Annotated in this window: 19 protein-coding genes; 9 read left to right on the top strand and 10 right to left on the bottom strand. The window is 73.9% G+C overall.

Going from position 1 to position 22144, the window contains the following annotated elements:
- Positions 1-6 precede the first annotated feature (6 nt).
- The gene (locus tag ABD296_RS16370; protein WP_344267348.1) at positions 7-2235 is read left to right on the top strand and encodes an FUSC family protein; all 2229 of its coding nucleotides are present in this window, start codon (positions 7-9) and stop codon (positions 2233-2235) included.
- Between the two features lie 14 nt (positions 2236-2249).
- Here ABD296_RS16370 and ABD296_RS16365 read toward each other — a convergent pair whose 3' ends face one another.
- Positions 2250-3011: an IclR family transcriptional regulator gene (locus tag ABD296_RS16365; protein ID WP_344267490.1), complete on the bottom strand. Its 762-nt coding sequence runs from the start codon at positions 3009-3011 to the stop codon at positions 2250-2252.
- A gap of 92 nt (positions 3012-3103) precedes the next feature.
- On the opposite strand from ABD296_RS16365, the gene hutH reads away from it, so the two are divergent.
- The 6 genes from hutH (at position 3104) to ABD296_RS16335 (ending at position 10699) form a co-directional block, all read left to right on the top strand.
- Complete coding sequence (gene hutH, locus ABD296_RS16360) at positions 3104-4648, top strand: histidine ammonia-lyase (RefSeq protein WP_344267346.1); 1545 nt, start codon at positions 3104-3106, stop codon at positions 4646-4648.
- A gap of 11 nt (positions 4649-4659) precedes the next feature.
- The gene (gene hutU, locus ABD296_RS16355) at positions 4660-6312 is read left to right on the top strand and encodes a urocanate hydratase (protein WP_344267344.1); all 1653 of its coding nucleotides are present in this window, start codon (positions 4660-4662) and stop codon (positions 6310-6312) included.
- Between the two features lie 82 nt (positions 6313-6394).
- Positions 6395-7594 carry an allantoate amidohydrolase gene (locus ABD296_RS16350; RefSeq protein WP_344267342.1) on the top strand — a complete coding sequence of 400 codons (1200 nt, stop codon included), beginning with the start codon at positions 6395-6397 and terminating at the stop codon, positions 7592-7594.
- Positions 7595-7604: 10 nt separating this feature from the next.
- Entirely contained in the window at positions 7605-8960 is a 1356-nt protein-coding gene (locus ABD296_RS16345) for a formimidoylglutamate deiminase (RefSeq protein ID WP_344267340.1), read from the top strand.
- The gene (gene hutI, locus ABD296_RS16340; RefSeq protein ID WP_344267338.1) at positions 8957-10132 is read left to right on the top strand and encodes an imidazolonepropionase; all 1176 of its coding nucleotides are present in this window, start codon (positions 8957-8959) and stop codon (positions 10130-10132) included. Before ABD296_RS16345 ends, hutI begins: the two co-directional genes overlap by 4 nt.
- 21 nt (positions 10133-10153) lie before the next feature.
- Positions 10154-10699, top strand: coding sequence for a ferritin-like domain-containing protein (locus ABD296_RS16335; RefSeq protein WP_344267336.1), 546 nt, complete (start codon positions 10154-10156; stop codon positions 10697-10699).
- On the opposite strand, the gene ABD296_RS16330 is transcribed toward ABD296_RS16335, so the two are convergent.
- The 4 genes from ABD296_RS16330 to ABD296_RS16315 form a co-directional block, all read right to left on the bottom strand.
- Positions 10696-11175: a flavin reductase family protein gene (locus ABD296_RS16330; RefSeq protein WP_344267489.1), complete on the bottom strand. Its 480-nt coding sequence runs from the start codon at positions 11173-11175 to the stop codon at positions 10696-10698. The two genes, ABD296_RS16335 and ABD296_RS16330, sit on opposite strands and share 4 nt — an antisense overlap.
- The gene (gene sppA, locus ABD296_RS16325) at positions 11172-12875 is read right to left on the bottom strand and encodes a signal peptide peptidase SppA (protein WP_344267334.1); all 1704 of its coding nucleotides are present in this window, start codon (positions 12873-12875) and stop codon (positions 11172-11174) included. The genes ABD296_RS16330 and sppA overlap by 4 nt, the downstream gene beginning before the upstream one ends.
- A 118-nt stretch (positions 12876-12993) precedes the next feature.
- A complete protein-coding gene (locus tag ABD296_RS16320; protein ID WP_344267332.1) occupies positions 12994-13485 on the bottom strand; it encodes a PaaI family thioesterase in 492 nt (163 codons plus the stop codon).
- Positions 13486-13574: 89 nt separating this feature from the next.
- On the bottom strand, positions 13575-15146 hold the full coding sequence (locus ABD296_RS16315; protein ID WP_344267330.1) for a serine/threonine-protein kinase: 1572 nt from the start codon (positions 15144-15146) through the stop codon (positions 13575-13577).
- Between the two features lie 90 nt (positions 15147-15236).
- On the opposite strand from ABD296_RS16315, the gene ABD296_RS16310 reads away from it, so the two are divergent.
- On the top strand, positions 15237-16103 hold the full coding sequence (locus ABD296_RS16310) for an NUDIX domain-containing protein (protein WP_344267328.1): 867 nt from the start codon (positions 15237-15239) through the stop codon (positions 16101-16103).
- Here the strand turns inward: ABD296_RS16310 and ABD296_RS16305 are convergent.
- From ABD296_RS16305 to ABD296_RS16295, 3 genes are all read right to left on the bottom strand, one after another.
- Complete coding sequence (locus ABD296_RS16305; protein WP_344267326.1) at positions 16060-16455, bottom strand: ACT domain-containing protein; 396 nt, start codon at positions 16453-16455, stop codon at positions 16060-16062. The genes ABD296_RS16310 and ABD296_RS16305 overlap by 44 nt on opposite strands.
- 35 nt (positions 16456-16490) lie before the next feature.
- A complete protein-coding gene (gene glgB, locus ABD296_RS16300) occupies positions 16491-18722 on the bottom strand; it encodes a 1,4-alpha-glucan branching protein GlgB (RefSeq protein ID WP_344267324.1) in 2232 nt (743 codons plus the stop codon).
- A gap of 385 nt (positions 18723-19107) precedes the next feature.
- The gene (locus ABD296_RS16295; RefSeq protein WP_344267322.1) at positions 19108-19317 is read right to left on the bottom strand and encodes a hypothetical protein; all 210 of its coding nucleotides are present in this window, start codon (positions 19315-19317) and stop codon (positions 19108-19110) included.
- Between the two features lie 197 nt (positions 19318-19514).
- Here ABD296_RS16295 and ABD296_RS16290 point away from each other — a divergent pair, with 197 nt between their 5' ends.
- Positions 19515-20273: a GntR family transcriptional regulator gene (locus ABD296_RS16290; protein ID WP_344267320.1), complete on the top strand. Its 759-nt coding sequence runs from the start codon at positions 19515-19517 to the stop codon at positions 20271-20273.
- A gap of 48 nt (positions 20274-20321) precedes the next feature.
- Here the strand turns inward: ABD296_RS16290 and ABD296_RS16285 are convergent, their stop codons facing one another.
- On the bottom strand, positions 20322-21767 hold the full coding sequence (locus ABD296_RS16285; RefSeq protein ID WP_344267319.1) for a maltokinase N-terminal cap-like domain-containing protein: 1446 nt from the start codon (positions 21765-21767) through the stop codon (positions 20322-20324).
- A gap of 2 nt (positions 21768-21769) precedes the next feature.
- Positions 21770-22144: alpha-glucosidase C-terminal domain-containing protein (locus ABD296_RS16280; protein WP_344267318.1), on the bottom strand; the 375-nt coding region annotated here is incomplete at its 5' end.

Raw genomic sequence — 22144 nt, 5'->3', positions numbered from 1 at the left:
CGCCGCATGAAGAGGTCGTTGCTCGCGTGGGATCTCGGGCTGGCGCGCCTGCAGGCAGCGCGGCGGATGCTGGTCAGCCTCCCGGCCGGGATGGCGGCCGGGTACGGGGTCGCGGAGGCGCTCGGCGAGCCGGCGTTCATCGGGCTCATGCTCGGCGCGCTGCCGGCCATGCTGACCTCGCTGCTGATCGCCGACAACGGGGTGGGTCGGGCGACGGTCCGGTCCGCGGTCGTCTACGTGCCGTTCGTCCTGGCGCTCTACCTGAGCATGACGCTGCACCCGCACCGGTTCCTGGGGCTGGCGGCGCTCGTCCCCGTGCTCTTCACGCAGTTCTACGCGGCGCGTTTCGCGCCGTGGGGCAATGACGCCGGCGCCGTGCTGTTCGCGGGGTATCTGAGCGGCCTGCTGCTGCCGATGCCGCTGACGGAGTTCAGGCCGATGGCGGCGATCGCCGCGGCCGGGCTCGCCGCGTCCATCGCCGCCCGGCTCGCGCTGGCCCGCCCCGCGCCCGCCAAGGCGCTGGCCCGGATCCAGCGGGCGTTCCTGGCGTGCGCCGCCGACGTGACCGGCGCCGCCGCCGATCTTCTGGACGCGGCGGACACCGGCACCGGCCGTGAGCGGGCACTGCGGCGGCTCCGGCGCCGGCAGGCCCGGCTGAACGAGTGCGCCCTGGTCGCCGACGGCCTGCTGGCGCGGCCCGGCACCACCGGGGAGGCCGAGCGCCTGCACCGGCTGCTGTTCGAGACCGAGCTGGTGGTGCAGGCCGTCGCGAGGGCCGTCCGCGAGCTGGACGACCACGATCCGCCGGGCGCCCTGCGCCGTCACGTCACCGCCGCGCTCCGCTCCTACTCCGCCGGCGGCCCGGGGGAGGAGTACACGGCCCGTGACCTGGTCGGCTGGCTGGACCGGCGGCGGGCGAGCGGCCCGGCCGCCGATGTGGGCACCTCCTCGCTCGTCCACCACCTGGCGGTGCTGCTGACCGACCTGTCGCGGACGTCACGGACATGGGTGGACGCCGGGCGGGCCGCGCCGGACAAGGGCGAGGAGGCGCCGTTCCAGTCGCCGGTCGTGCTGAGCGCCGGGCAGGCGGTGCTCGGGTCCGGGCCGGTCGCCGAGCAGATCCTGGCCTCCGGCGGCCCGGGCGGGGTGCGGCGCCGCCTGAGGGTCTCCCCGCACCTGCGCACGGCCCTGCAGGTGGCCGTCGCGATCTCGATCGCGGTGCCGGTCGGCGACCTGATCAGCGGCCGGCGCTTCTACTGGGCCGCGATCGGCGTCATGATCATCTTTACCGGGACCAACACCACCTACGAGCGGGTCCGCAAGACCGGGCAGCGCGCGCTCGGCACCGTCGCCGGCGGGGCGCTCGGCGTCGCGTCCTTCGAGCTGCTCGGCGCCGCCCACCCGTGGATCAGCCTGCTGCTGGTGATCGCCGGGCTGACCGTGGGCGCGTACTCGATCGCCTCGCACTACACCTGGTGGGTGATCGGCCTGGTCGTCGCGCTCGTCCAGCTGTACGCGTTCACCACCGACTTCGACACCTCGCTGATCGTCCTCCGGCTCGCCGAGAACATGGTGGGGGCCCTCACCGCCGTGCTGGTCGGGCTCGTCCTGCTGCCCATCGGCACCCGCAGGATGATCGACGAGGCGGTCCGCGCGCACCTGGCCGCCGTCCGCGACCTGGTCGCGGACGCCGGCGCGCAGCCAGGGGCGGCCGGGGACGTCCGGCTGAGCAGCGGCTCGCGCGCCGTCGACCAGGCCCTGTTCCGGCTGAACGCGATCATGCGGCCGATCGTGCGCCGGCCGACCGGCGGCGCCGGCCGCGCCGACGCCGAGACGCTGATGGCGCTGACCACGATCACCGGGTACGTCCGCGAGATCGCCGCCGCCCCGCCGGCCGTGCCTCCGGAGGCCGAACGGATCCTGCACGCGGTCACCACCCGGATGGCGCTCTCCCTGGACGCGCTGATCGGCGCGTTCGGCGGGGAGACCGGCGGCGTGTGGCGCCGCTCGGGCGAGGCCATCGACCGCCTCGACCAGGCCCTGGTGCACGACCCGGACGCCCTCGTCCTGCGCAACCGCCTGCAGTTCCTCGCCCTAGCCGACGACGCGCTCGCCACCCTCGCCGAGCGGCGGGGCATGCGCGTCATGGGCATGGAGTACGCGAAGGTGGCGCCCGAACGCCGCCTCCAGCTCGCCTCGCTCCGCTCCCGCCGCCATCTCACCGGCATCTGCTGACGGATACCGCCGGCTCAGGCGGGCGGGCGGCCGGTCAGGCGGGTGGTGAGGGTCTCGGCCGTCCGCCGGACGCCGGCGGCGAGCGCGGGCCAGGTCCCGGGGGGATGCCGGTCGCGGCGGAAGGTGATCGTGACGGCGGCGGTCGGGTGCCCGGTGTGGTCGAACGCGCAGGCGGCGATGCTGGCGAAGCCCTCGGTGATGTAGCCGTCCTCGGACGACCAGCCGCGCCGGGCGTCCTCGGCGAGGACGCGGCGCAGCTCGCGGAGCGAGCCGGGGCCCTGCCCGGTGCGGTTCACGAAGCGGCCCGGGAACAGGGCCCTGACCTGGGCGGGCGGCAGGTGCGCCAGCAGGGACAGGCCGCTGGCGGTGAGCTGGGCCGGCATCCGGACGCCCACGTCGGTGACGAGGGTCGCGTGCCGGGGCGGCTGCTCCTTGAGCAGGTACAGCGTCTCCGCGCCGTGCAGGACGCCGAGCTGGGCGATCTCGCCGACCCGGTCGACGAGGCGGCGCAGCAGCGGGCGGGCGAGCCGTTCGAGGGGCTCGTGGCGCAGGTAGGCCGAGCCGATCTCGAAGGCGGCGACGCCGAGGCCCCAGCGGCGCTCCTCGGGGATGGACGTGACGAAGCCGTCCTCGGCCATCGCCGTGAGCAGGTGGTACGTGCTGGAGCGGGGCAGGTCCAGGGCGCGGGCGATCGCGGAGGCGGGCAGCGGGCCGGGCGCGGCCGCGAGCAGGCGCAGCACCGCCAGGGCGCGGCGGACGGCGGGGACCTGGCTCATCATGCCAGTGTCTCGTATCCGAGACGGAAACGGCCGTCCGGCCCTGCCCCCGGCGGCCCCTGCCGGGTGGAATCGTGGGTATGGGTTTCGTCATGGCAGACAACAGTGTTCGGGTCGGTCCGGATCCGCTGTCGTTCGAGCAGGTCGCGGCGGTGGCGCGGGACGGCGCGGCGGTCTCGCTGACGGACGAGGCGCTGAAGCTGGTCGGGGAGTCGCGGGCGCACATCGAGGAGCTGTCGGCGCGCCCGCTGCCGGTCTACGGGGTCTCGACGGGGTTCGGGGCGCTCGCGACCCGGCACATCCCGCCGGAGATGCGCGCGCAGCTGCAGCTCAACATCGTCCGGTCGCACGCCGCCGGGTCCGGGATGGAGGTCGAGCGGGAGGTCGTCCGGGCGCTGATGCTGCTCCGCCTGCACACCCTCGCGACCGGCCGGACGGGCGTGCAGCCCGTCACCGCGCGGACGCTCGCCGACCTGCTGAACGCCGGGATCACGCCGCAGGTGTTCGAGCACGGGAGCCTCGGCTGCTCCGGCGACCTCGCGCCGCTCGCGCACGTCGCGCTCGCGCTGATCGGCGAGGGGCAGGTGCGGGACGCGGACGGCGAGCTGAGGCCGGCGGCCGACGCGCTCGCCGAGAAGGGGATCACGCCGGTCAAGCTCGGCGCCAAGGAGGGGCTCGCCCTCCTGAACGGGACGGACGGCATGCTCGGCATGCTCGTCCTCGCCATCCGCGACCTGCACAAGCTGCTCACCGCCGCCGACATGGCCGCCGCGATGTCGGTCGAGGCGCTGCTCGGCACGGACCGGGTGTTCGCCGCCGACCTGCAGGAACTGCGGCCGCATCCGGGGCAGGCCGCGTCGGCCGCCAACCTGCGGGCCCTGCTGGCCGCCTCCGGGATCATGGAGTCGCACCGCGGTCCCGACTGCACGCGCGTGCAGGACGCCTACTCGCTGCGCTGCTCGCCGCAGGTCAACGGGGCCGCCCGCGACACCCTCGCGCACGCCGAGCTGGTCGCCGGACGGGAGCTGGCGTCCGCCGTCGACAACCCGGTGGTGCTGCCGGACGGCCGGGTCGAGTCCAACGGCAACTTCCACGGCGCGCCCATCGCCTACGTGCTGGACTTCCTCGCGATCCCGACCGCGGACGTCGCGTCGATGTCGGAGCGCCGCACCGACCGGATGCTCGACAAGGGACGCTCGTCCGGGCTGCCCGCCTTCCTCGCCGACGACCCCGGCGTCGACTCCGGCCACATGATCGCCCAGTACACGCAGGCCGCGATCGTCTCCGAGCTGAAGCGGCTCGCCGCCCCCGCGTCCGCCGACTCCATCCCGAGCTCGGCGATGCAGGAGGACCACGTGTCGATGGGCTGGAACTCCGCCCGCAAGCTGCGCCGCGCCGTCGACGGCCTGACGCAGGTGATCGCGATCGAGATCCTCACCGCCGCGCGGGCCCTCGACCTGCGCAGCCCGCTGCGCCCCGGACCCGCGACCGCCGCCGTCGTCGCCAAGCTGCGGGAGGCCGTCCCGCCGCCCGGCCCGGACCGCTACCTCGCGCCCGAGATCGCCGCCGCGACCGCCATGGTCCGGGACGGCTCGCTCGTCGCCGCCGCCGAAGCCGTCACCGGCCCCCTCTCCTAAGGAGCCCGCACATGTCCGGTCCCCGTCCCGTCCGCGCGCCGCGCGGCACGAAGCTCACCGCCGCCAAGGGCTGGCCGCAGGAGGCCGCCCTCCGCATGATCCAGAACAACCTCGACCCGGAGGTGGCCGAGCACCCGGACGACCTTGTCGTCTACGGGGGATCGGGGCGGGCGGCCCGCAGCTGGGACGCCTTCGACGGCATCGTCCGGTCCCTGTCTGACCTGGAGGGCGACGAGACGCTGCTCGTCCAGTCGGGCAAGCCGGTCGGGATCTTCCGGACGCACGAGTGGGCGCCGCGCGTGCTGATCGCCAACTCCAACCTGGTGCCGCAGTGGGCGACCTGGGAGGAGTTCCGCCGGCTGGAGTCGCTCGGGCTGACGATGTTCGGCCAGATGACCGCCGGGTCGTGGATCTATATCGGCACCCAGGGCATCCTGCAGGGCACCTACGAGACGTTCGCGGCCGTCGCCGAGAAGCGGTTCGACGGCTCGCTCGCCGGGACGATCACGCTGACCGCCGGGCTCGGCGGGATGGGCGGCGCGCAGCCGCTCGCCGTCACGATGAACGGCGGCGTCGCGATCTGCGTCGAGTGCGACCCGTCCCGCATCGAACGGCGCGTCGAGCACCGGTACTGCGACGTGAAGGCCGACTCCCTGGACGACGCGCTGCGCCTCGCGGAGGAGGCGCGGGAGGCCAGGCGGCCGCTGTCGGTCGCGGTGCTCGGGAACGCCGCCGACATCGTCCCCGAGCTGCTGCGGCGCGGCGCGCCGATCGACATCGTCACCGACCAGACCAGCGCGCACGACCCGCTGATGTACCTGCCGAGCGGCGTCGCGTTCGACGACATGGCCGCCGAGCGCGACAAGGACCGCGACGGGTTCATCGCCAAGGCCCGCGCGTCGATGGCGCGGCACGTCGAGGCGATGGTCGGGTTCCAGGACGCGGGCGCCGAGGTGTTCGACTACGGCAACTCGATCCGCGGTGAGGCGCAGCTCGCCGGCTACGCGCGGGCGTTCGAGTTCCCCGGGTTCGTCCCGGCCTACATCCGGCCGCTGTTCTGCGAGGGCAAGGGCCCGTTCCGGTGGGCGGCGCTGTCCGGCGACCCGAAGGACATCGCGCGCACCGACAAGGCGATCCTCGACCTGTTCCCCGACAACGAGCCGCTCACCCGGTGGATCCGGATGGCGCAGGAGAAGGTGCACTTCCAGGGCCTGCCGTCCCGGATCTGCTGGCTCGGCTACGGCGAGCGCGACAAGGCCGGGGAGGTCTTCAACGACCTCGTCGCGCGCGGCGAGATCAGCGCGCCGATCGTCCTCGGCCGCGACCACCTCGACTGCGGTTCCGTGGCCAGCCCGTACCGGGAGACCGAGGGCATGAAGGACGGCTCCGACGCCATCGCCGACTGGCCGCTGCTGAACGCGATGCTCAACACCTCGTCGGGCGCGACGTGGGTGTCCATCCACCACGGCGGCGGCGTCGGCATCGGCCGCTCCATCCACGCCGGGCAGGTCTGCGTCGCCGACGGGACGGCCCTCGCGGGCGAGAAGCTCCAGCGCGTCCTCACCAACGACCCCGGCACCGGCGTCATGCGCCACGTCGACGCCGGCTACGACCGCGCCGCCGAGGTCGCCGCCGACCGCGGCGTCCGCATCCCCATGCGTTGACTTGCGGCGAGTCGTCGTTATGGACGCCTCCATAACGACGACTCGCCGCAAGTGAACGGGGTTCGGGCGATGAGGAGGGGTGTTGGGGTACGAGGAGATGTGGCGGGAGCTGCTGCCCATCGGCCGGGACGCCGATGGCGGCGGGTACCACCGGTTCGCGTGGACGCCGCCGGAGCTGGAGTGCCGCGCCTGGTTCGCCGGCGAGGCGCGCCGGCGCGGGCTGCCGGTCGAGCACGACCGCAACGGCAACATGATCGCCTGGTGGTATCCGGCGGACGGTGCGCGCGATCAGTCCGTGCTGACGGGGAGCCACTTGGACTCGGTGCCGGGTGGCGGGGCGTTCGACGGGCCACTCGGGATCGTGTCGGCGTTCGCCGCCGTCGACCTGCTGCGCGAGCGCGGTGCGGAGCTGCGGCGGCCCGTCGGGATCGCGGCGTTCGCCGAGGAGGAGGGCGCCCGGTTCGGGGTGGCGTGCCTGGGGTCGCGGCTGCTGGCCGGGGCGATCGACCCGGCACGGGCGCGGGGGCTCACCGACGGGGACGGGCGTACGTTCGCCGAGGTGCTCCATGGCGCAGGACTCGATCCCGAGGCGATCGGACCGGACGAGGAGTTGCTCGGACGCGTCGGATGCTACGTCGAGCTGCACGTCGAGCAGGGACGGGCGCTCCACGAGCCGGTCGGCGTGGCGAGCTCGATCGTCCCGCACGGGCGGTGGCGGTTCGGGTTCGCGGGCGAGGGCAACCACGCCGGCACGACCGCGCTCGCCGACCGCCGCGACCCGATGATCCCGTTCGCCGGGATGGTCCTCGCCGCGCGCGACGCCGCCGAACGCAACGGGACGGTGGCGACGGTCGGGAAGGTCCGGGTCGTCCCGGGCGGGGTGAACGCGATCGCCTCGTCCGTCACCGCCTGGCTCGACGCGCGCGGGCCCGCCGACGGCGCCGTCCGCAAGACCGTGGAGGAAGTCGGAGCGGCGGCGCGCGAGGCCGCCCGCCCGCACCGGGTGACCGTGGAACTGGCCGAGGAGTCCTACACCGAGATCGTCGACTTCAACCTGGCCCTGCGCGACCGGGTGGCCGGGACGCTGGGCGGCGCGCCCGTCCTGCCGACCGGCGCGGGCCACGACGCGGGCGTCCTGTCGGCGCGGCTGCCGGCCGCGATGCTGTTCGTCCGCAACCCGACCGGCGTGTCGCACGCGCCCGCCGAGCACGCCGAGACCGCCGACTGCCTCGCCGGGGTGGACGCCCTCGCGGCGGTACTGGACGACCTGGCCTGCGGGTAGGGATCCCGATATGCAATGGCATGCCCAGTTCGCCTGGCTCGGAGACGCGGTGGCGGCCGACGTCCTCATCGAGGCCGACGGCGAGCGGATCACGAGCCTCACGCCCGGCGTCCCCGCCCCGCCGCACGCCCAGCACCTGCCCGGCCTCACCCTGCCGGGCCTCGCGAACGCGCACTCCCACGCGTTCCACCGCGCCCTCCGCTCCCGCGTCCAGGAGAACCGGGGCACCTTCTGGACGTGGCGCGAGCAGATGTACAAGGTCGCCGACCGCCTCGACCCCGACTCCTACCGGGCGCTGGCCCGGGCCGTGTTCGCGGAGATGGCGCTCGCCGGGATCAGCTGCGTCGGCGAGTTCCACTACCTGCACCACCGCCCCGGCGGCGCGCCCTACGACGCGCCGAACGCCATGGGCGAGGCGCTGATCGCGGCGGCCTCCGACGCCGGCATCCGGATCACCCTCCTCGACACCTGCTACCTCACCGGCGGCATCGGGCAGCCGCTCAAGGGCCCGCAACTGCGGTTCGGCGACGGCACCGCCGGCAACTGGGCCCGCCGCGTCGACAGCCTCTACGAGCAGACCGACAAGGCGGGCCGGCTGCACGCCCGCGTCGGCGCCGCGATCCACTCGGTCCGCGCCGTGCCCCGCGAGCAGGTGCGGGCCGTCGCGTCCTGGGCCAAGGAGCACCGCGCGCCGCTGCACGTCCACCTGTCCGAGCAGCCCGCCGAGAACACCGCGTGCCTCGACGCCTACGGCGTGACGCCCGCGCGGCTGCTCGCCGAGGCCGGCGCGCTCGGCCCGCTCACCACCGCCGTCCACGCCACCCACCTCACCGACGACGACATCGGGCTCCTCGGCGCCACCACGACCGGCGTGTGCATGTGCCCGACCACCGAACGCGACCTCGCCGACGGCATCGGGCCCGCCCGCGGCCTCTGCGACGCCGGCGCCCCGATCTGCCTCGGGTCCGACCAGCACGCCGCCATCGACCTGTTCGAGGAGGCTCGCGCCGTCGAGCTGGACGAGCGGCTGCGCACCCGCGTCCGCGGCCACTGGACCGCAGGCGAGCTGCTCGCCGCCGCCACGTCCAACGGCCACTACGCGCTCGGCTGGCCGGAGGCGGGGCGCCTCGAACCCGGCGCGTACTGCGACCTCGTCACGGTCGCGCTCGACTCCGTCCGCACCGCCGGCGCCGGCGCCGCGCACGCCGCCGAGGCCGCCGTCTTCGCCGCCACCGCCGCCGACGTCCGGTACGTCGTCGTGTCCGGCCGCCAGATCGTGCACGACGCCCGCCACCTGCTGGTGGACGACGTGCCCGCCGCGCTGTCCGCCGCCATCGAGTCCGCCACCCGCGAGGAGCCCGGTTGAGCACCGCCATCACCGACATCGGGGAACTGGTCACCAACGATCCCGGCCGGGGCGACGGCCCGCTCGGCATCGTCCGGGACGCCGCGCTGGTGATCGAGGACGGCGCCGTCGCGTGGACGGGGCCCACCGCCGAGGTCCCGGCCGCCGACGAGGTGTTCGACGCCGCCGGACGCGCCGTCCTCCCCGGTTTCGTGGACTCCCACGCCCACCTGGTGTTCGCGGGTGAGCGCGCCGAGGAGTTCGCGGCCCGCATGAGCGGACGCTCGTACGCCGCCGGCGGTATCCGTACCACCGTCGAGCGGACCCGCGCCGCGTCCGACGACGAGCTGCGCGCCAACCTCCGCCGTCTGGTGGACGAGATGGCGCGGCAGGGCACGACGACCGTCGAATGCAAGTCCGGGTACGGCCTCACGGTCGACCAGGAGGAACGCGCCGTCCGCATCGCCGCCGAGATCGCGGACGAGGTGACCTACCTGGGCGCCCACGTCGTCCCGTCCGAATACGGCGACGACACCGCCGCCTACACCCGCCTGGCCGCGACCGACATGCTCGCGGCCTGCGCACCCCACGCCCGCTGGGTCGACGTGTTCTGCGAGGAAGGCGCGTTCGACGCCGACCAGGCCCGCGAGGTCCTGCAAGCCGGAACCAAAGCGGGGCTGACGCCCCGGCTGCACGCCAACCAGCTCACCGAAGGCCCCGGCGTCCGCCTCGCCGTCGAACTCGACGCCGCGTCCGCCGACCACTGCACGTTCCTCGGTGACAAGGACGTGGACGCGCTCGCCTCGTCCCGCACCGTCGCGACCCTGCTGCCGGGCGTCGAGTTCTCCACCCGCCAGCCCTACCCGGACGCCCGCCGCCTCCTCGACGCCGGCGCCACCGTCGCCCTCGCCACCGACTGCAACCCCGGCTCCTGCTACAGCTCCAGCATGGCGTTCTGCGTCGCCGTGGCCGTCCGCGACATGCACATGACGCCGGCCGAAGCCGTGTGGGCCGCCACGGCCGGCGGTGCCCGCGCCCTACGCCGCACCGACGTCGGCCACCTCGCCGCCGGCGCGCGCGCGGACGTCCATGTGCTGGACGCCCCGTCCCACATCCACCTCGCCTACCGGCCCGGCGTCCCCCAGACCTTCGCCGTGTGGAAACAGGGCCAACGGGTAAACGCTCCCGAGTAACCAACCCCGGGAGGCAACGGAATGGCCGAGTTCCTGACGGACATCAAGACCCTGCGCGAGCGCGCCCGCCAGGAGATCGACAAGGGCCCGATCACCGAGGCGTACGGCGCCGACGTCACGCGGGTGATCCAGGTGTGCAACGAGGCCCTCGCCACCGAGATCGTCTGCACGCTGCGCTACAAGCGCCACTACTACACCGCCACCGGCATCCACGCCGAGGCCGTCGCCGGCGAGTTCCTCCAGCACGCCGCCGAGGAGCAGCAGCACGCCGACATGCTCGCCGAGCGGATCGTCCAGCTCGGCGGCGAGCCCGACTTCGCGCCCGACACCCTCACCACCCGCTCGCACGCCGAGTACGACGCCAGCCGCGACCTCGTCGCGATGATCAGGGAGGACCTGGTCGCCGAGCGCATCGCGATCGCGTCCTACACCGAGATCGTCCAGTGGATCGGCGACGGCGACCCCACCACCAAGCGCGTCTTCGAGCAGATCCTCGCGCAGGAGGAGGAGCACGCCGACGACCTGCGCGGCATGCTCGAACGCCTGCCGCAGACCGAGAAGCGCTAGCCGGGCAGGTAGCGGCGGTTGACCCTGATCAGGGGTTTCCGGTCGCGGGCGATGTAGTCGGTGGAGAGGACCTCGGCGGCGAAGAGGGTGTGGTCGCCGGCCTCTATGCGCTGACGGGTCTCGCATTCGAGGGCGGTGACGCCCGACTCGGGGATCAGCGCGCCGGAGAGCCCGCCGCGGTGGTGCGGCTCGCTCGCCAGGAGGATGCGGGCGCCGGGGCGGCCCTCGGCGGCGAAGCGGCCGGCGAGGGCGCGCTGCTCCGCGCCGAGGACCGTCGCGGCCCAGCGGCCGGTGCGCGACAGCACCTCGGCCAGGTAGGACGAGGACGCCACGCCGGCCAGCACCATCGGCGGCTCCAGCGACACCGACATGAACGAGGTCACCGTCGTGCCGAGGTCGTCGCGGCCGTCCCGGACGGTCAGCACGACGACCCCGGTGGCGAACCCCCCGACCGCCTCAACGAAATCGGGTGTCAGCGGATCTCCCAGGAGCCGGGGAGGGTGAGGGGGCCGGCGGACGGGAGGCCGAGGCGGGCGGCGAGGCCGCCGAGCGAGCCCCAGCCGTCGAAGCGGGCGGACGCGGCGGTGCGGTCCTCGCTGGACTCCGGCGGGCGCAGCCGCTCCAGCGGCGACGTGTGCGGGTAGGAGCGGACCGGCGCGTCGGCGGGCAGCCCGGCCTTCTTGCGGGCCAGGTCGAGCGCCATGTCGATGCCGCCCAGCTCGTCGACGAGGCCGCGGTCGCGGGCATCGGCGCCCGTCCAGACCCGGCCGCGGGCCAGCTCGTGGACGCGCTCGCGGGACAGGTCGCGGCCCTCGGCGACCTTCGCGGTGAAGTCGTCGTAGATCTTGTCGAGGGAGGCGTTGACGCGCTCCCACTCGGAGTCGCTGAAGTCCTTGGTGGCGCTGAACATGCGGGCGTGCTCGCCGTCGGCGACCGAGCCGAGGCCGACGCCGACGCGCTCCAGCAGGTCGTTCACCACGGCCTTGCCGACGACGACGCCGATCGAGCCGGTGATGGTGCCGGGCTGCGCGACGATCGTGTCCGCGGCCATCGACACGTAGTAGCCGCCGGACGCGGCGACGTTCCCCATCGACACGACCACCGGCTTGCCGGCGCGGCGGGCCAGCACCACCTCGCGCCAGATCGCGTCGGACGCGACGGCGGACCCGCCGGGGCTGTTGACCCGGAACACGATCGCCTTGACCCGGTCGTCCTTCACGGCGGCGCGGAACGCGGCGCCGACGGTGTCGGAGCCCATCGCGGGGCCCGAGTTCGGCAGCGGGCCGCCGCGGCCGCTGCGCCCGAGCCGGATCGGGCCCTGCCCGTTGATCAGCGCGACCACGTCCTGGCGGCCGGGCTGCGGGATGCGGCGGGTCAGGCCGTGCGTGCGGTTGTAGCGGGAGACGTAGCGCAGCTGCGTCCCCGCGCCGAACTCCTTGCGGAGGAAGGCGTACACCTCGTCGCGGTAGCCGAGGTGATCGACCAGGCCTTCCTCCAGGGCCTCGCCCGCGAGCAGCGGGCCGCGGTTCGTCAGGTCGCGGACCTTGTCCTCCGGCAGGTCGCGGGCGGCGGCGATGCCCGCGGTGATCTGCTCGCCGAGGGAGGTGACGAGCCGCTGCGACGACTCCTCGTGCTCGGGCGTGTACGTCTTCTCCATGAACGTGTTCGCCATGGTCTTGTACTCGTAGCGCTTGGCGAACCGGGGCTGCACGCCCGCCTTCTCCAGCGCGCCCGCGAAGAACGGCTCCTCCAGCGCGACGCCGGTCAGCCCGACCTCGCCGGTCGGCTGCAGGTAGACCTTGTCGAACCCGGTGGCCAGGTAGAACGGGACGGTGCCGTGGCCGCCCTCGCCGAACGTCTCGGCCCAGGCGATGGTGAGCTTGCCGGCGTCCCGCAGCGCCTGGACGGCCTCGCGCAGCTCCTGCGCGAGCGCCAGCCCGACCCCGCCGGTCACCTTCACCACCAGCGCCTTCACCCGGTGGTCGGACCGGGCGCGGCGCAGGCCGTCCAGCACGTCCCGCAGGCTCGTCCGGCGCATGGACAGGATCGCCGAGACGGGGTCCGCGGGCGCGGTCTCCACGATGCCCTCGGTGAGGTCCAGCTCCAGGATCAGCGGTGCCGTCCGCCGGTCCCGGGCCTGCTTGATGACGTTGACGACTGTGCCGGGATCCACCATGACACCAGCCTATGCGTTCGCTCGCGGGGCCCTCGTGCGCCCCGGGTCCAGCGTGCTCTCCGCCGGAAGGACGAGGCCGGCGACCGCGAGGACGGGGCCGGCGACCGTGAGGACGGGGCTAGCGGCGCGCGAAGGCCTTGTTCGGCAGGACGCTGGCGGACGCCTGCGCGACGGGGCGGCCCTGCGCGTCGCTGATGACCGCGTTGGCGACCATCCGGGTGCTGCCGGGGTGCACACACGTCCCGGCGACCGTGTAGGTCTCGCCGGCGCGGACGCCGCGCAGGTAGTCGACGTTCAGGCTGAGGGTGAGCATCGGCATGAAGTGCTCGCAGGTGCTGCTGCCCGCGAGGCAGACCGCGTTGTCGAGGATCATGGCGATGTAGCCGCCGTGCACGGTGCCGCCGGGGTTGCACAGCTTCTCGGTGGGCGTCCAGGAGATGTCGACGCGGCCGGGCTCGGCGGACGTGATGACCTGCCCGATGTGGTCGTTGATGTCGGAGATCTGGGGGAAGTGTCCGTCGGCCATCGCCCGGATCAGCTCCGCGCCCGTGAGCGTGTCCCACATCCGGGCCGTGTCCTCGGCCGCCGCCGGTCCCGCGTCGACGCTCAACTCGTTCTCCCTGATCATCCGACGTCCAGACACCGAATGGTATTCGGCGCTGGGTGCGCGCGGCACTGTGCCCTTCGTCACCGGGCGCGTCAGGCGGTCTTGTGCAGCGTGCCGCTCGTCGTCCCGATGCCCGTCGAGGTGTACTCCAGCCCGCCGGACACCTGCTTCAGCGACACCGGCCCGCCCGTGCAGAACCCCTCGCTCCCGGTGCTGCGTATCGCCGTCTCGTCGAAGTCGACCTTCGCGCCGGACACGGTGGAGACCGTCAGCCGGGTCTGGCAGCCCCAGCGGTCGTAGTCGGCCGTCCCGCCGTCACTGCCCCCGGTCAGATGCATCGTCACCTTCGTGCTCACGTCGCCGAGGGTGATGCCGCCGGTCTGCGTCAGCGTGCCCTCCCACGTCCCGCCGAACGCCGCCGGCAGCGACCCGCCGCCGGACGAGGCCCCGCCGGACGGCGTCCCGCTGCTCGGCGTCCCGCCGTTCGACGCGCCGTCCGTCGGCGTGGCCGGGGCACCGGTCTGCTCGATCGCCCGGCCGGACGAGTCGTCCGACGGCTTGCCGCCGCCGTCGCTCTTGTAGATCAACCCTGCCACGCCCCCGATCAGGACGAGCGCCCCAAGGACGGCCACGGCCATGCGCACGCGCCTACGGGAGACGCGGCCCGCGCCGTCCGGGCCTTGGGGCGGCGACGTGCTGAGGAGCGGCGGATGGGGCTGCGTCGGGTCGCGCGGCGGGAGCGGGTTCGTGGACGGCCCGGACGCCCCGCCGCCGCCCGGGTGCGGGCCGGGCGGAGGCGGCACCGGGACGGGCGGCCCGGGATACGGCTGCGGTTGCGTGACGTCCCGCCGCGACAGCGGCGCCGGAGGCGGCGACGGGTCGATGAGCCGCATCGCGAGGTCGCGGGAGGACGGGCGGCGGTCCGGGTCCTTGGCGAGGCATTCGGCGAGCAGCGGGCGCAGCGCGTCCGGCACGCCGGTGAGGTCGGGGTCGGCGGTGGCGATCCGGTGCATCATGGCCTCGAAGGTCACCCCGCCGCCGAACGGCGGGCGCCCGGTCGCCGCGAACACCATGGTGCCCGCCCACGCGAACACGTCCGACCTCACCGTCGGCGGGTGGTCGCGCAGCCACTCGGGGGCGAAGTAGGCGGGGGTGCCGACCATCTGCGTGCGGGTCTCGGCGTCGATCGCGCGGGCGATCCCGAAGTCGACGACGCGCGGGCCGTCCGGGCCGAGCAGCACGTTCGCGGGCTTGAGGTCGCGGTGCACGATCCCGGCGGCGTGGATGGCGGCCAGCGCGCTCGCGGTGTTCACCGCCAGCCGCTGCAGGTCGCCGCCGCGCAGCGGGCCGCGCTCGGCGACGCGCTCCTGCAGCGACGGCCCGTCGACGAACTCGCTGGCGACGTAGGGGAGCGGGCCTTCGGCGGAGGAGTCGAGCACGGCGGCGGTGGCGAACGGCGCGACCTGCCGGGCCGCGTCCATCTCGCGGGCGAAGCGGGCGCGGGCCCGCTCGTCGGCGTTCTTCAGGACCTTCACCGCGACGCGCTCCCCGGACGGCCCCTCGCCGAGGTAGACGACGCCCTGGCCGCCCTCGCCGAGACGTCCGGTCAGCCGGTAGCGGCCGATCTCGCGGGGATCGCCGGGGGCGAGGGGCAGAGCGGGCATCTTCGGTTTCCTCCGGGCATGGTCGCCTGCGTCGGCCCCCCGGACGACGACACCACCGTACTTCGGTCACCGAGCGGATATCGTCGGCTCATGGGCGATGGGGACGGCTGGGCCGAGTGCGACCAGGGGCACACGCACTGGGGACGCTTCGGCGCGGCGGGCCTGCTGGCCTACCACCGCGACGCGGACGGCCGGATGTGGATCCTCCTCCAGCAGCGCGCCTGGTGGGGTCTCGGCGGCGGCACGTGGGGCATGTTCGGCGGCGCGACGCACAGCCATGAGGACGGCGTGACGGGCGCGCTGCGCGAGACCGCCGAGGAGTGCACGCTCGACACCACGCTCGTGCGCGTGCGCGGTACCCGGGTCGAGGACCACGGCGGCTGGGCGTTCACCTCCGTGATCGGGGCGCTGGACGAGAAGGTCGACGTGAAGCCGGCGTCGCGGGAGACGCGCCGCGCCGAGTGGGTCCGCCTGGAGGAGGTGGACGACCGCAAGCTGTTCGCGCCGTTCGAACGGTCGTGGCCGCTGCTGCGGGAGGGGATGAAGGGCCTGGTCCTGGTCGTGGACGGCGCCAACGTCGTCGGGTCCCGGCCGGACGGCTGGTGGAAGGACCGGGCGGGCGCCAACGCCCGGCTCCGCGACTCGCTGAAGGTTCTCAACGAGGGCGTCCGCGGCCTGCCGCCGGGCCCGGTCGCGTTCGACCTCTGCTTCCCGGAGATCGTGCTGGTCGTCGAGGGTGCGGCGCGTCCGGTCGCGGACGAGCCGGTGGACGGCGTGCGCGTGGTCGCGGCGCCCGGCAACGGCGACGACCACATCGTGGACATCGTCCGGCGGTCCGAGCCCGACACCGAGTACCTGGTCGTGACCGCCGACCGGGAGCTGCGCGCCCGCTGCGAGGACGCCGGCGCGTCCGTCACCGGTCCGCGGTGGCTCCTCGATCGGGTCGCCCGTCGCTGACCCGGTGCCCGGCGTCGCGCAGGGCCTGCGCCGCGTCCTTCAGCCGGTGGTCGGGGACCAGCACCAGGTCGGCGTGGAAGGTGGACGCCACGAACACCGGCACCCCGGCGGCGGCGAGCGGCCCGACGACCGCCGCGAGCATGCCGGGCAGGTCGAGGCCGTGGCCCGCGTCGCCGTAGAAGCCGACCCAGCGCTCCGCCTCGGCGAACGGCGACGCCTCCCGCACGACGGTGAGGCCCTCGGGGGCGCGGACCAGCGCGATCCACTCGTCGTCCTCGGGGAACGTCGCGTTCGGCAGGTGCTCCACCATGAACTCGGACGGGACGATGTGCAGGTGCTGCGCGGCGCTCATGGCGCCACTCTATTCAGGGCGGCACCGCGCAGGCGTCACTCCGGGACGAGCCAGACGGCGCCGAGCGGCGGAACGCGCAGCGTCGCCGAGGCAGGCAGGCCGTGCCACGGTTCGGCGGTCGCCTCGACGCGGCCCATGTTCCCCACGCCGCTGCCGCCGTACTCGTAGGCGTCGGTGTTGACGACCTCGCGCCAGCGGCCTTCCCGGGGCAGCCCCACCCGGTAGTCCTCGTGCGGGTTGCCGGCGAAGTTGACGACGCACGCCATCACGGGCCGTTCGTCGCCGTCCTTGGACGCCCCGTAGCGCAGGTAGGACAGCGTGTTGCCGCCCGCGTCGTTGCCGTCGATCCAGCGGAATCCGTCGTGGTCGCTGTCGCGCGACCACAGCGCGGGCTCGGCGCGGTAGGCGTGGTTGATGTCGCGGACGAGTTTCTGCAGCCCGACGTGCAGGGCGCCCTCGGCGGCGTTCTCCAGCAGCCACCAGTCGAGCGGGCGCTCCTCCGCCCATTCGGCGCCCTGGCCGAACTCCTGGCCCATGAACAGCAGCTGCTTGCCGGGGTGCGACCACATGTAGGCGAGCAGGGCGCGCAGTCCGGCGAACTGCTGCCAGGTGTCGCCGGGCATCTTGCTCAGCAGCGAGCCCTTGCCGTGGACGACCTCGTCATGCGACAGCGGCAGGACGTAGTTCTCCGAGAACGCGTACACCAGCGAGAACGTGATCTCGTTGTGGTGGTAGTTCCGGAACACGGGCTCGTGGCGGAGGTACTCGAGCGTGTCGTGCATCCAGCCCATGTTCCATTTGAAGCCGAAGCCGAGGCCGCCGAGATGGGTCGGGCGGGACACGCCCGGCCAGGCCGTCGACTCCTCCGCGATGGTGAGGACGCCCGGGTTGCGCTTGTAGACCGTCGCGTTCATCTCCTGGAGGAACGAGATGGCCTCCAGGTTCTCGCGCCCGCCGTAGATGTTGGGCGTCCACTCGCCCTCGTTGCGGGAGTAGTCCAGGTAGAGCATCGACGCGACCGCGTCCACGCGCAGGCCGTCGACGTGGAACTCCTCCAGCCAGAACGACGCGTTGGCCACCAGGAAGTTGCGGACCTCGGCGCGCCCGAAGTTGAACACCAGCGTGCCCCAGTCGGGATGCTCGCCGCGCCGCGGATCCTCGTGCTCGTACAGCGCGGTGCCGTCGAAGCGCGCCAGCGCCCACTCGTCCTTGGGGAAGTGCGCCGGCACCCAGTCGATGATGACGCCGATACCGGCCTGGTGCAGCTTGTCGACGAGGTAACGGAAGTCGTCGGGGGTGCCGAAGCGGGACGTCGGCGCGTAGTAGGACGTCACCTGGTAGCCCCAGGACGGACCGTAGGGGTGTTCCGCCACCGGCAGGAACTCCACATGGGTGAACCCCATGTCCTTCACGTACGCGGTCAGTTCCTCGGCGAGTTCCCGGTAGCCGAGCCCGGGACGCCACGAACCGAGATGCACCTCGTACGCGCTCATGGGCTCGTGCAGCCACTCGTGCTCCTTGCGGCCGTCCATCCATTCGGCGTCGTCCCACGCGTAGGACGAGGTGTAGATGCGCGACGCCGTCGCCGGGGGACGCTCGGTGTACTGCGCCATCGGGTCGGCCTTGGCGCGCCACCGGCCGTCCGCGCCGAGGATCTCGAACTTGTAGCACATGCCGTCGCCGACGCCGGGGACGAACAGCTCCCAGACACCGGTGGAACCGAGCGACCGCATCGGATGCGCGCGGCCGTCCCAGTGGTTGAAGTCGCCCACCACCCGCACGCCGCGCGCCGTCGGCGCCCACACCGCGAAACCGGTTCCGGCCACGGAGCCGAACGCCGACGCGTAGGTCCGCACATGCGCCCCCAGCGTGCGCCACAGCTCCTCGTGCCGGCCCTCGCTGATCAGGTGCATGTCGAGCTCGCCGAGCGTCGGCAGATGCCGGTACGGGTCGTCCTGCACGGTCTCGGCGCCGTCCCCGTACGTCACGGCCAGCCGGTAGTCGGGAACGGCGAGGGGGGCCTTCCCTTTGTCGGCGCCGGCCAGCGACGCCGACTTCGGCAGCGTCCCGGCGAACACACCCTGGTGGAAGTGGCGCAGCGGGTGCCGGTCCCCGTTCGGGAGCACGACCTCGACCTTCTCGGCCAGCGGCCGCAGCGCCCGCACCGTCACCCCGTCCCGGCCCGGATGCGCCCCGAGGACGCCGTGCGGATCGTGGTGGTCGCCTCCGACGAGCCGGTCGATCTCCGCGCGCGTCACCCGTGCCATGACGTCATGGCCTCCTCGTCTGGGGTCCCGGGACCCGGGGGACGGCCCCCGGAATGAACACTGATGCCGTTTCCCAGTAGGAGTGCCCGGAGATCGGCCGGACTCACATGGCGGAAGGGGGCGATTCACCGGAGATCTGCGACCGCACGGACGGCACGACTCTTTGTCGGGGGTCGCGACGAATGTGCCGTCCATGCGGTCACGTCTACCTGGCCCCAGGGGTGACGGTGACCCCGCCGCCCTGGGCTCCACTCCTGTGTCACCTGAGCGACACAGGTACCTTCCGTACCGGAGCGTCCCGGCCCGGTCCGCCCCCGCCTGCGGACCGGGCCCCCCCCCCCCCCCCCGCGCCCCCCCCCCCCCCCCCCCCCCCCCCCCCCCGCCCTCACGCGTCACCGCGCGGCTGCTCGCGGAGCAGCTCGCGCAGCCCCGCCGGATCGTCCGCGGCCACCGTCATCGCGCATCCCGCCTGCAGCTGCGCGTCGGTCAGATCGCCGCTCCGGGTGGCGTACCAGCGCCCGGCGTCGCTGCGCCAGACCTGCCAGCCCGGATACTCCCCCTCGATGGCCGTCTTCAGATCCTCGAAGTCGCCCATCAAGGTCGTCCTTTCCCTGAGGCGCTCTTCTGTATACAAAAGTCTTACTCGGTCTGAGAGGTGTCAAGCTGTCCGTAAGCGGACCGTGCCCCCGCGGATAGCGCCCGGCTAGGTATGAGTGACGGTGAGGAGGCGGCGAAATCGAACACCGCGTCGAATGACCGGGGGCGCGCCTGAACGAAGGGGAGGTGACGCCGGTGCCGGACCGTCCCGCCTACCTGCGCATCGCCGACACGCTGCGAGAGGGGATCCGGGACGGCGGCCTTCCGCCGGGGACCCGGCTGCCGACCATGGCGGAGCTGTGCGCCGAGCACGGCGTCTCGGAGATCGTCGTGCGCCAGGCGATCGCGCTGCTGCGCACCGAGGGTCTCGTCGAGACCCGCCGCGGCGGCGGCACCGTGGTCCGGGTCGTGCCGCCGGCCCGCCGGGTCGCGATGGAGCGCTACCGCGCGGTCACCCGGCCGCTCGCGGTTCCCGAGACCACCTTCACCCGCGACCAGAAGATCAGCTGGCAGGAGTACCGGCTCGACAAGGAGTACTCCCGGGTCCGCGCGGACGACGTCCTCGGCGCGCTGTTCGAGCTGCCCACCGGCACCGAGCTGCTGCGCCGGCGGTTCGTGTTCCACGCCCGGGGGGAGCCGCAGCAGATCTCCGTCAACTACCTGCCCTGGGACCTGGTCGGCGGCACCCCCGTCGCCGACCCCGCGCGCGAGCCGTGGCCCGGCGGCACGCTCGCGCAGCTGGCCTATCTCGGCCACCCGCCGACCCGCGTCGAGGAGTCCGTCCGCTCCCGCATGCCGACCCCCGAGGAGGCCGAAGCGCTCCGGATGGGCGGCGGCGTCCCCGTCATCGCCATCACCCGCCGGTTGCTGTCGCGCGCGGCGGTCATGGAGGTCTGCCGCGAGATCGTGCTGCCCGCCGACCGCGTCGTCCTGGACTACGCCATCGACCTGTGACGCCCCCGCGCCCGCCCCGTCCAGGGGCGGGCCGCGTGGGCGGCGCGGTCAGCCGGCGAGGTGCGCCAGCGAACGCAGCGGCACCGGCAGCCAGGACGGCCGGTTCCGCGCCTCGTAGCGGATCTCGTAGACCGCCTTGTCCAACTCGAACGCCCGCACCAGCGCCGCGTGCAGGGCCGGATCTGGGCCGCCCGCCGCCGCGTACCCGGCGCAGAACGCGTCCCGGTTGCGCTGCGCCCACGCTCGGGCGCGCAACTCCAGCAGGTCCGCCGCCTCGGGCGCGAGGTTCCCGTCCACGGCGAGCAGGAACCGCGCCGCGTACTCGAACGAGCGCAGCATCCCGGCGACGTCGCGCAGCGGGTGCGCGGGCGCGCGCCGCTCGGCGGCCGGGCGGGCCGGCTCGCCCTCGAAGTCCAGCAGCACCCAGCCGGTGTCGGTGCGCAGCACCTGGCCGAGGTGGTAGTCGCCGTGCACCCGCTGGAACGGCAGCTCCCCGGCCGACGCGGCCACCTCGTCGAACACCGCGCGGATGGCGGCGGCGTGCGGGCGCAGCGCGGGGACGGCGGCGGCGACCGCGTCCAGCTGGTCGTGCATCCCGGCGGCCAGCTCGCGCAGCCGCTCGGGCGGCGCCGTCGTCACCCCGAACGCGCGGCCGAGGTCGCGGTGCACCTGCGCGGTCGCGGCGCCGAGCCGCTCGGCCTCGGCGGCGAAGTCGCCGCCCGCGGCGCCCGCGTCGTCCGGCGTGAACGCGGGCGGCGGGCCCGGCGGGACGGGCTGGGCGAACCAGTCGCGCACGCTGGTGAGCGCCAGCTGCCAGCCGTCGGTGGCGCTGCGCAGGTACTGCGACAGCAGCGCGAGCGTGATGGGCTCGCCGCCCGCCCCGTCCCCGCCGGGCGCCAGCTCGATCCAGCCGTGCACGGCCGGGATGTGGTCGCAGCCCGCGCGGGTCAGCGCGAGGTTGACCTCCAGGTCCGGGTTCACGCCCGGCGACAGCCGGCGGAACAGCTTGCACATGTACGCGTCGCCGAAGACCAGCGAGGTGTTGCTCTGCTCGGCGGTGGACGGCGTGCCGTCGAGGTCGGTGCGGATGCCGGTGCCGGGCGCGCGGCGGAACCGCAGCGGCCCGATGACCGATTCGCCCGCCATGTGGGAGAGCAGCGGGCGGGTCAGCTCGGGGTCGTGGGCGGCGTCGTAGGCGTGCCCGGTGATCCCGGTCGTCCCGGCGAGCAGGCCGATCCCGTGCGGCCGCAGCCGCTCGGGCAGGTCGCGGCGGACGCCGAGGAGGAGCTGGTAGTGGTCGGTGGCGCCGTTCTGGCGGACGTCGAGGACCAGGTGGTGCAGGCCCGGGTCGCCGGTCTGCAGTTCGGTGGCGGTGCCGATGGACAGCTCCTCGATCGGGCTGTCCTTGCCGCCGAACCAGCGCTGCCGGGGCAGCCAGTCGGCGAGCAGCCGGACGAGGGACGGGTCGCCGGCGCGTCCTGGACCGTCCGGCACGGCTACATCATCCCTTCGCGGCCCGGCTCGTCGGGCGGGGGCGGAAGCAGGAACCAGTAGAAGCCGTGGCCGGGGAGGGTGAGCAGGTAGGGCAGTTCGCCGATGGCGGGGAACTGCACGCCGCCCATGCACTCGATCGGCGCGGAGCCGCGGAACCGCCGCAGGTCCAGCTCGACCGGCTGAGGGAAGCGCGACAGGTTGTTCACGCACAGGACCGTGTCCGTGCCGCCCCACTGGTTGGTGTCCCCGCCGTTGATCTCGCGGGTGAAGGCGAGGACGGAGGGGTTGGAGGCGGAGAGTTCGACGTAGGAGCCGACGCCGAAGACGGGGTGGCGTTGCCGGATCTCGATCATTTTGCGGGTCCAGTGCAGGAGTGA

The organism is Actinomadura napierensis, assembly GCF_039529375.1.
Lineage (GTDB): Bacteria > Actinomycetota > Actinomycetes > Streptosporangiales > Streptosporangiaceae > Spirillospora > Spirillospora napierensis.
This window is presented reverse-complemented; position numbering and strand designations above follow the sequence as displayed.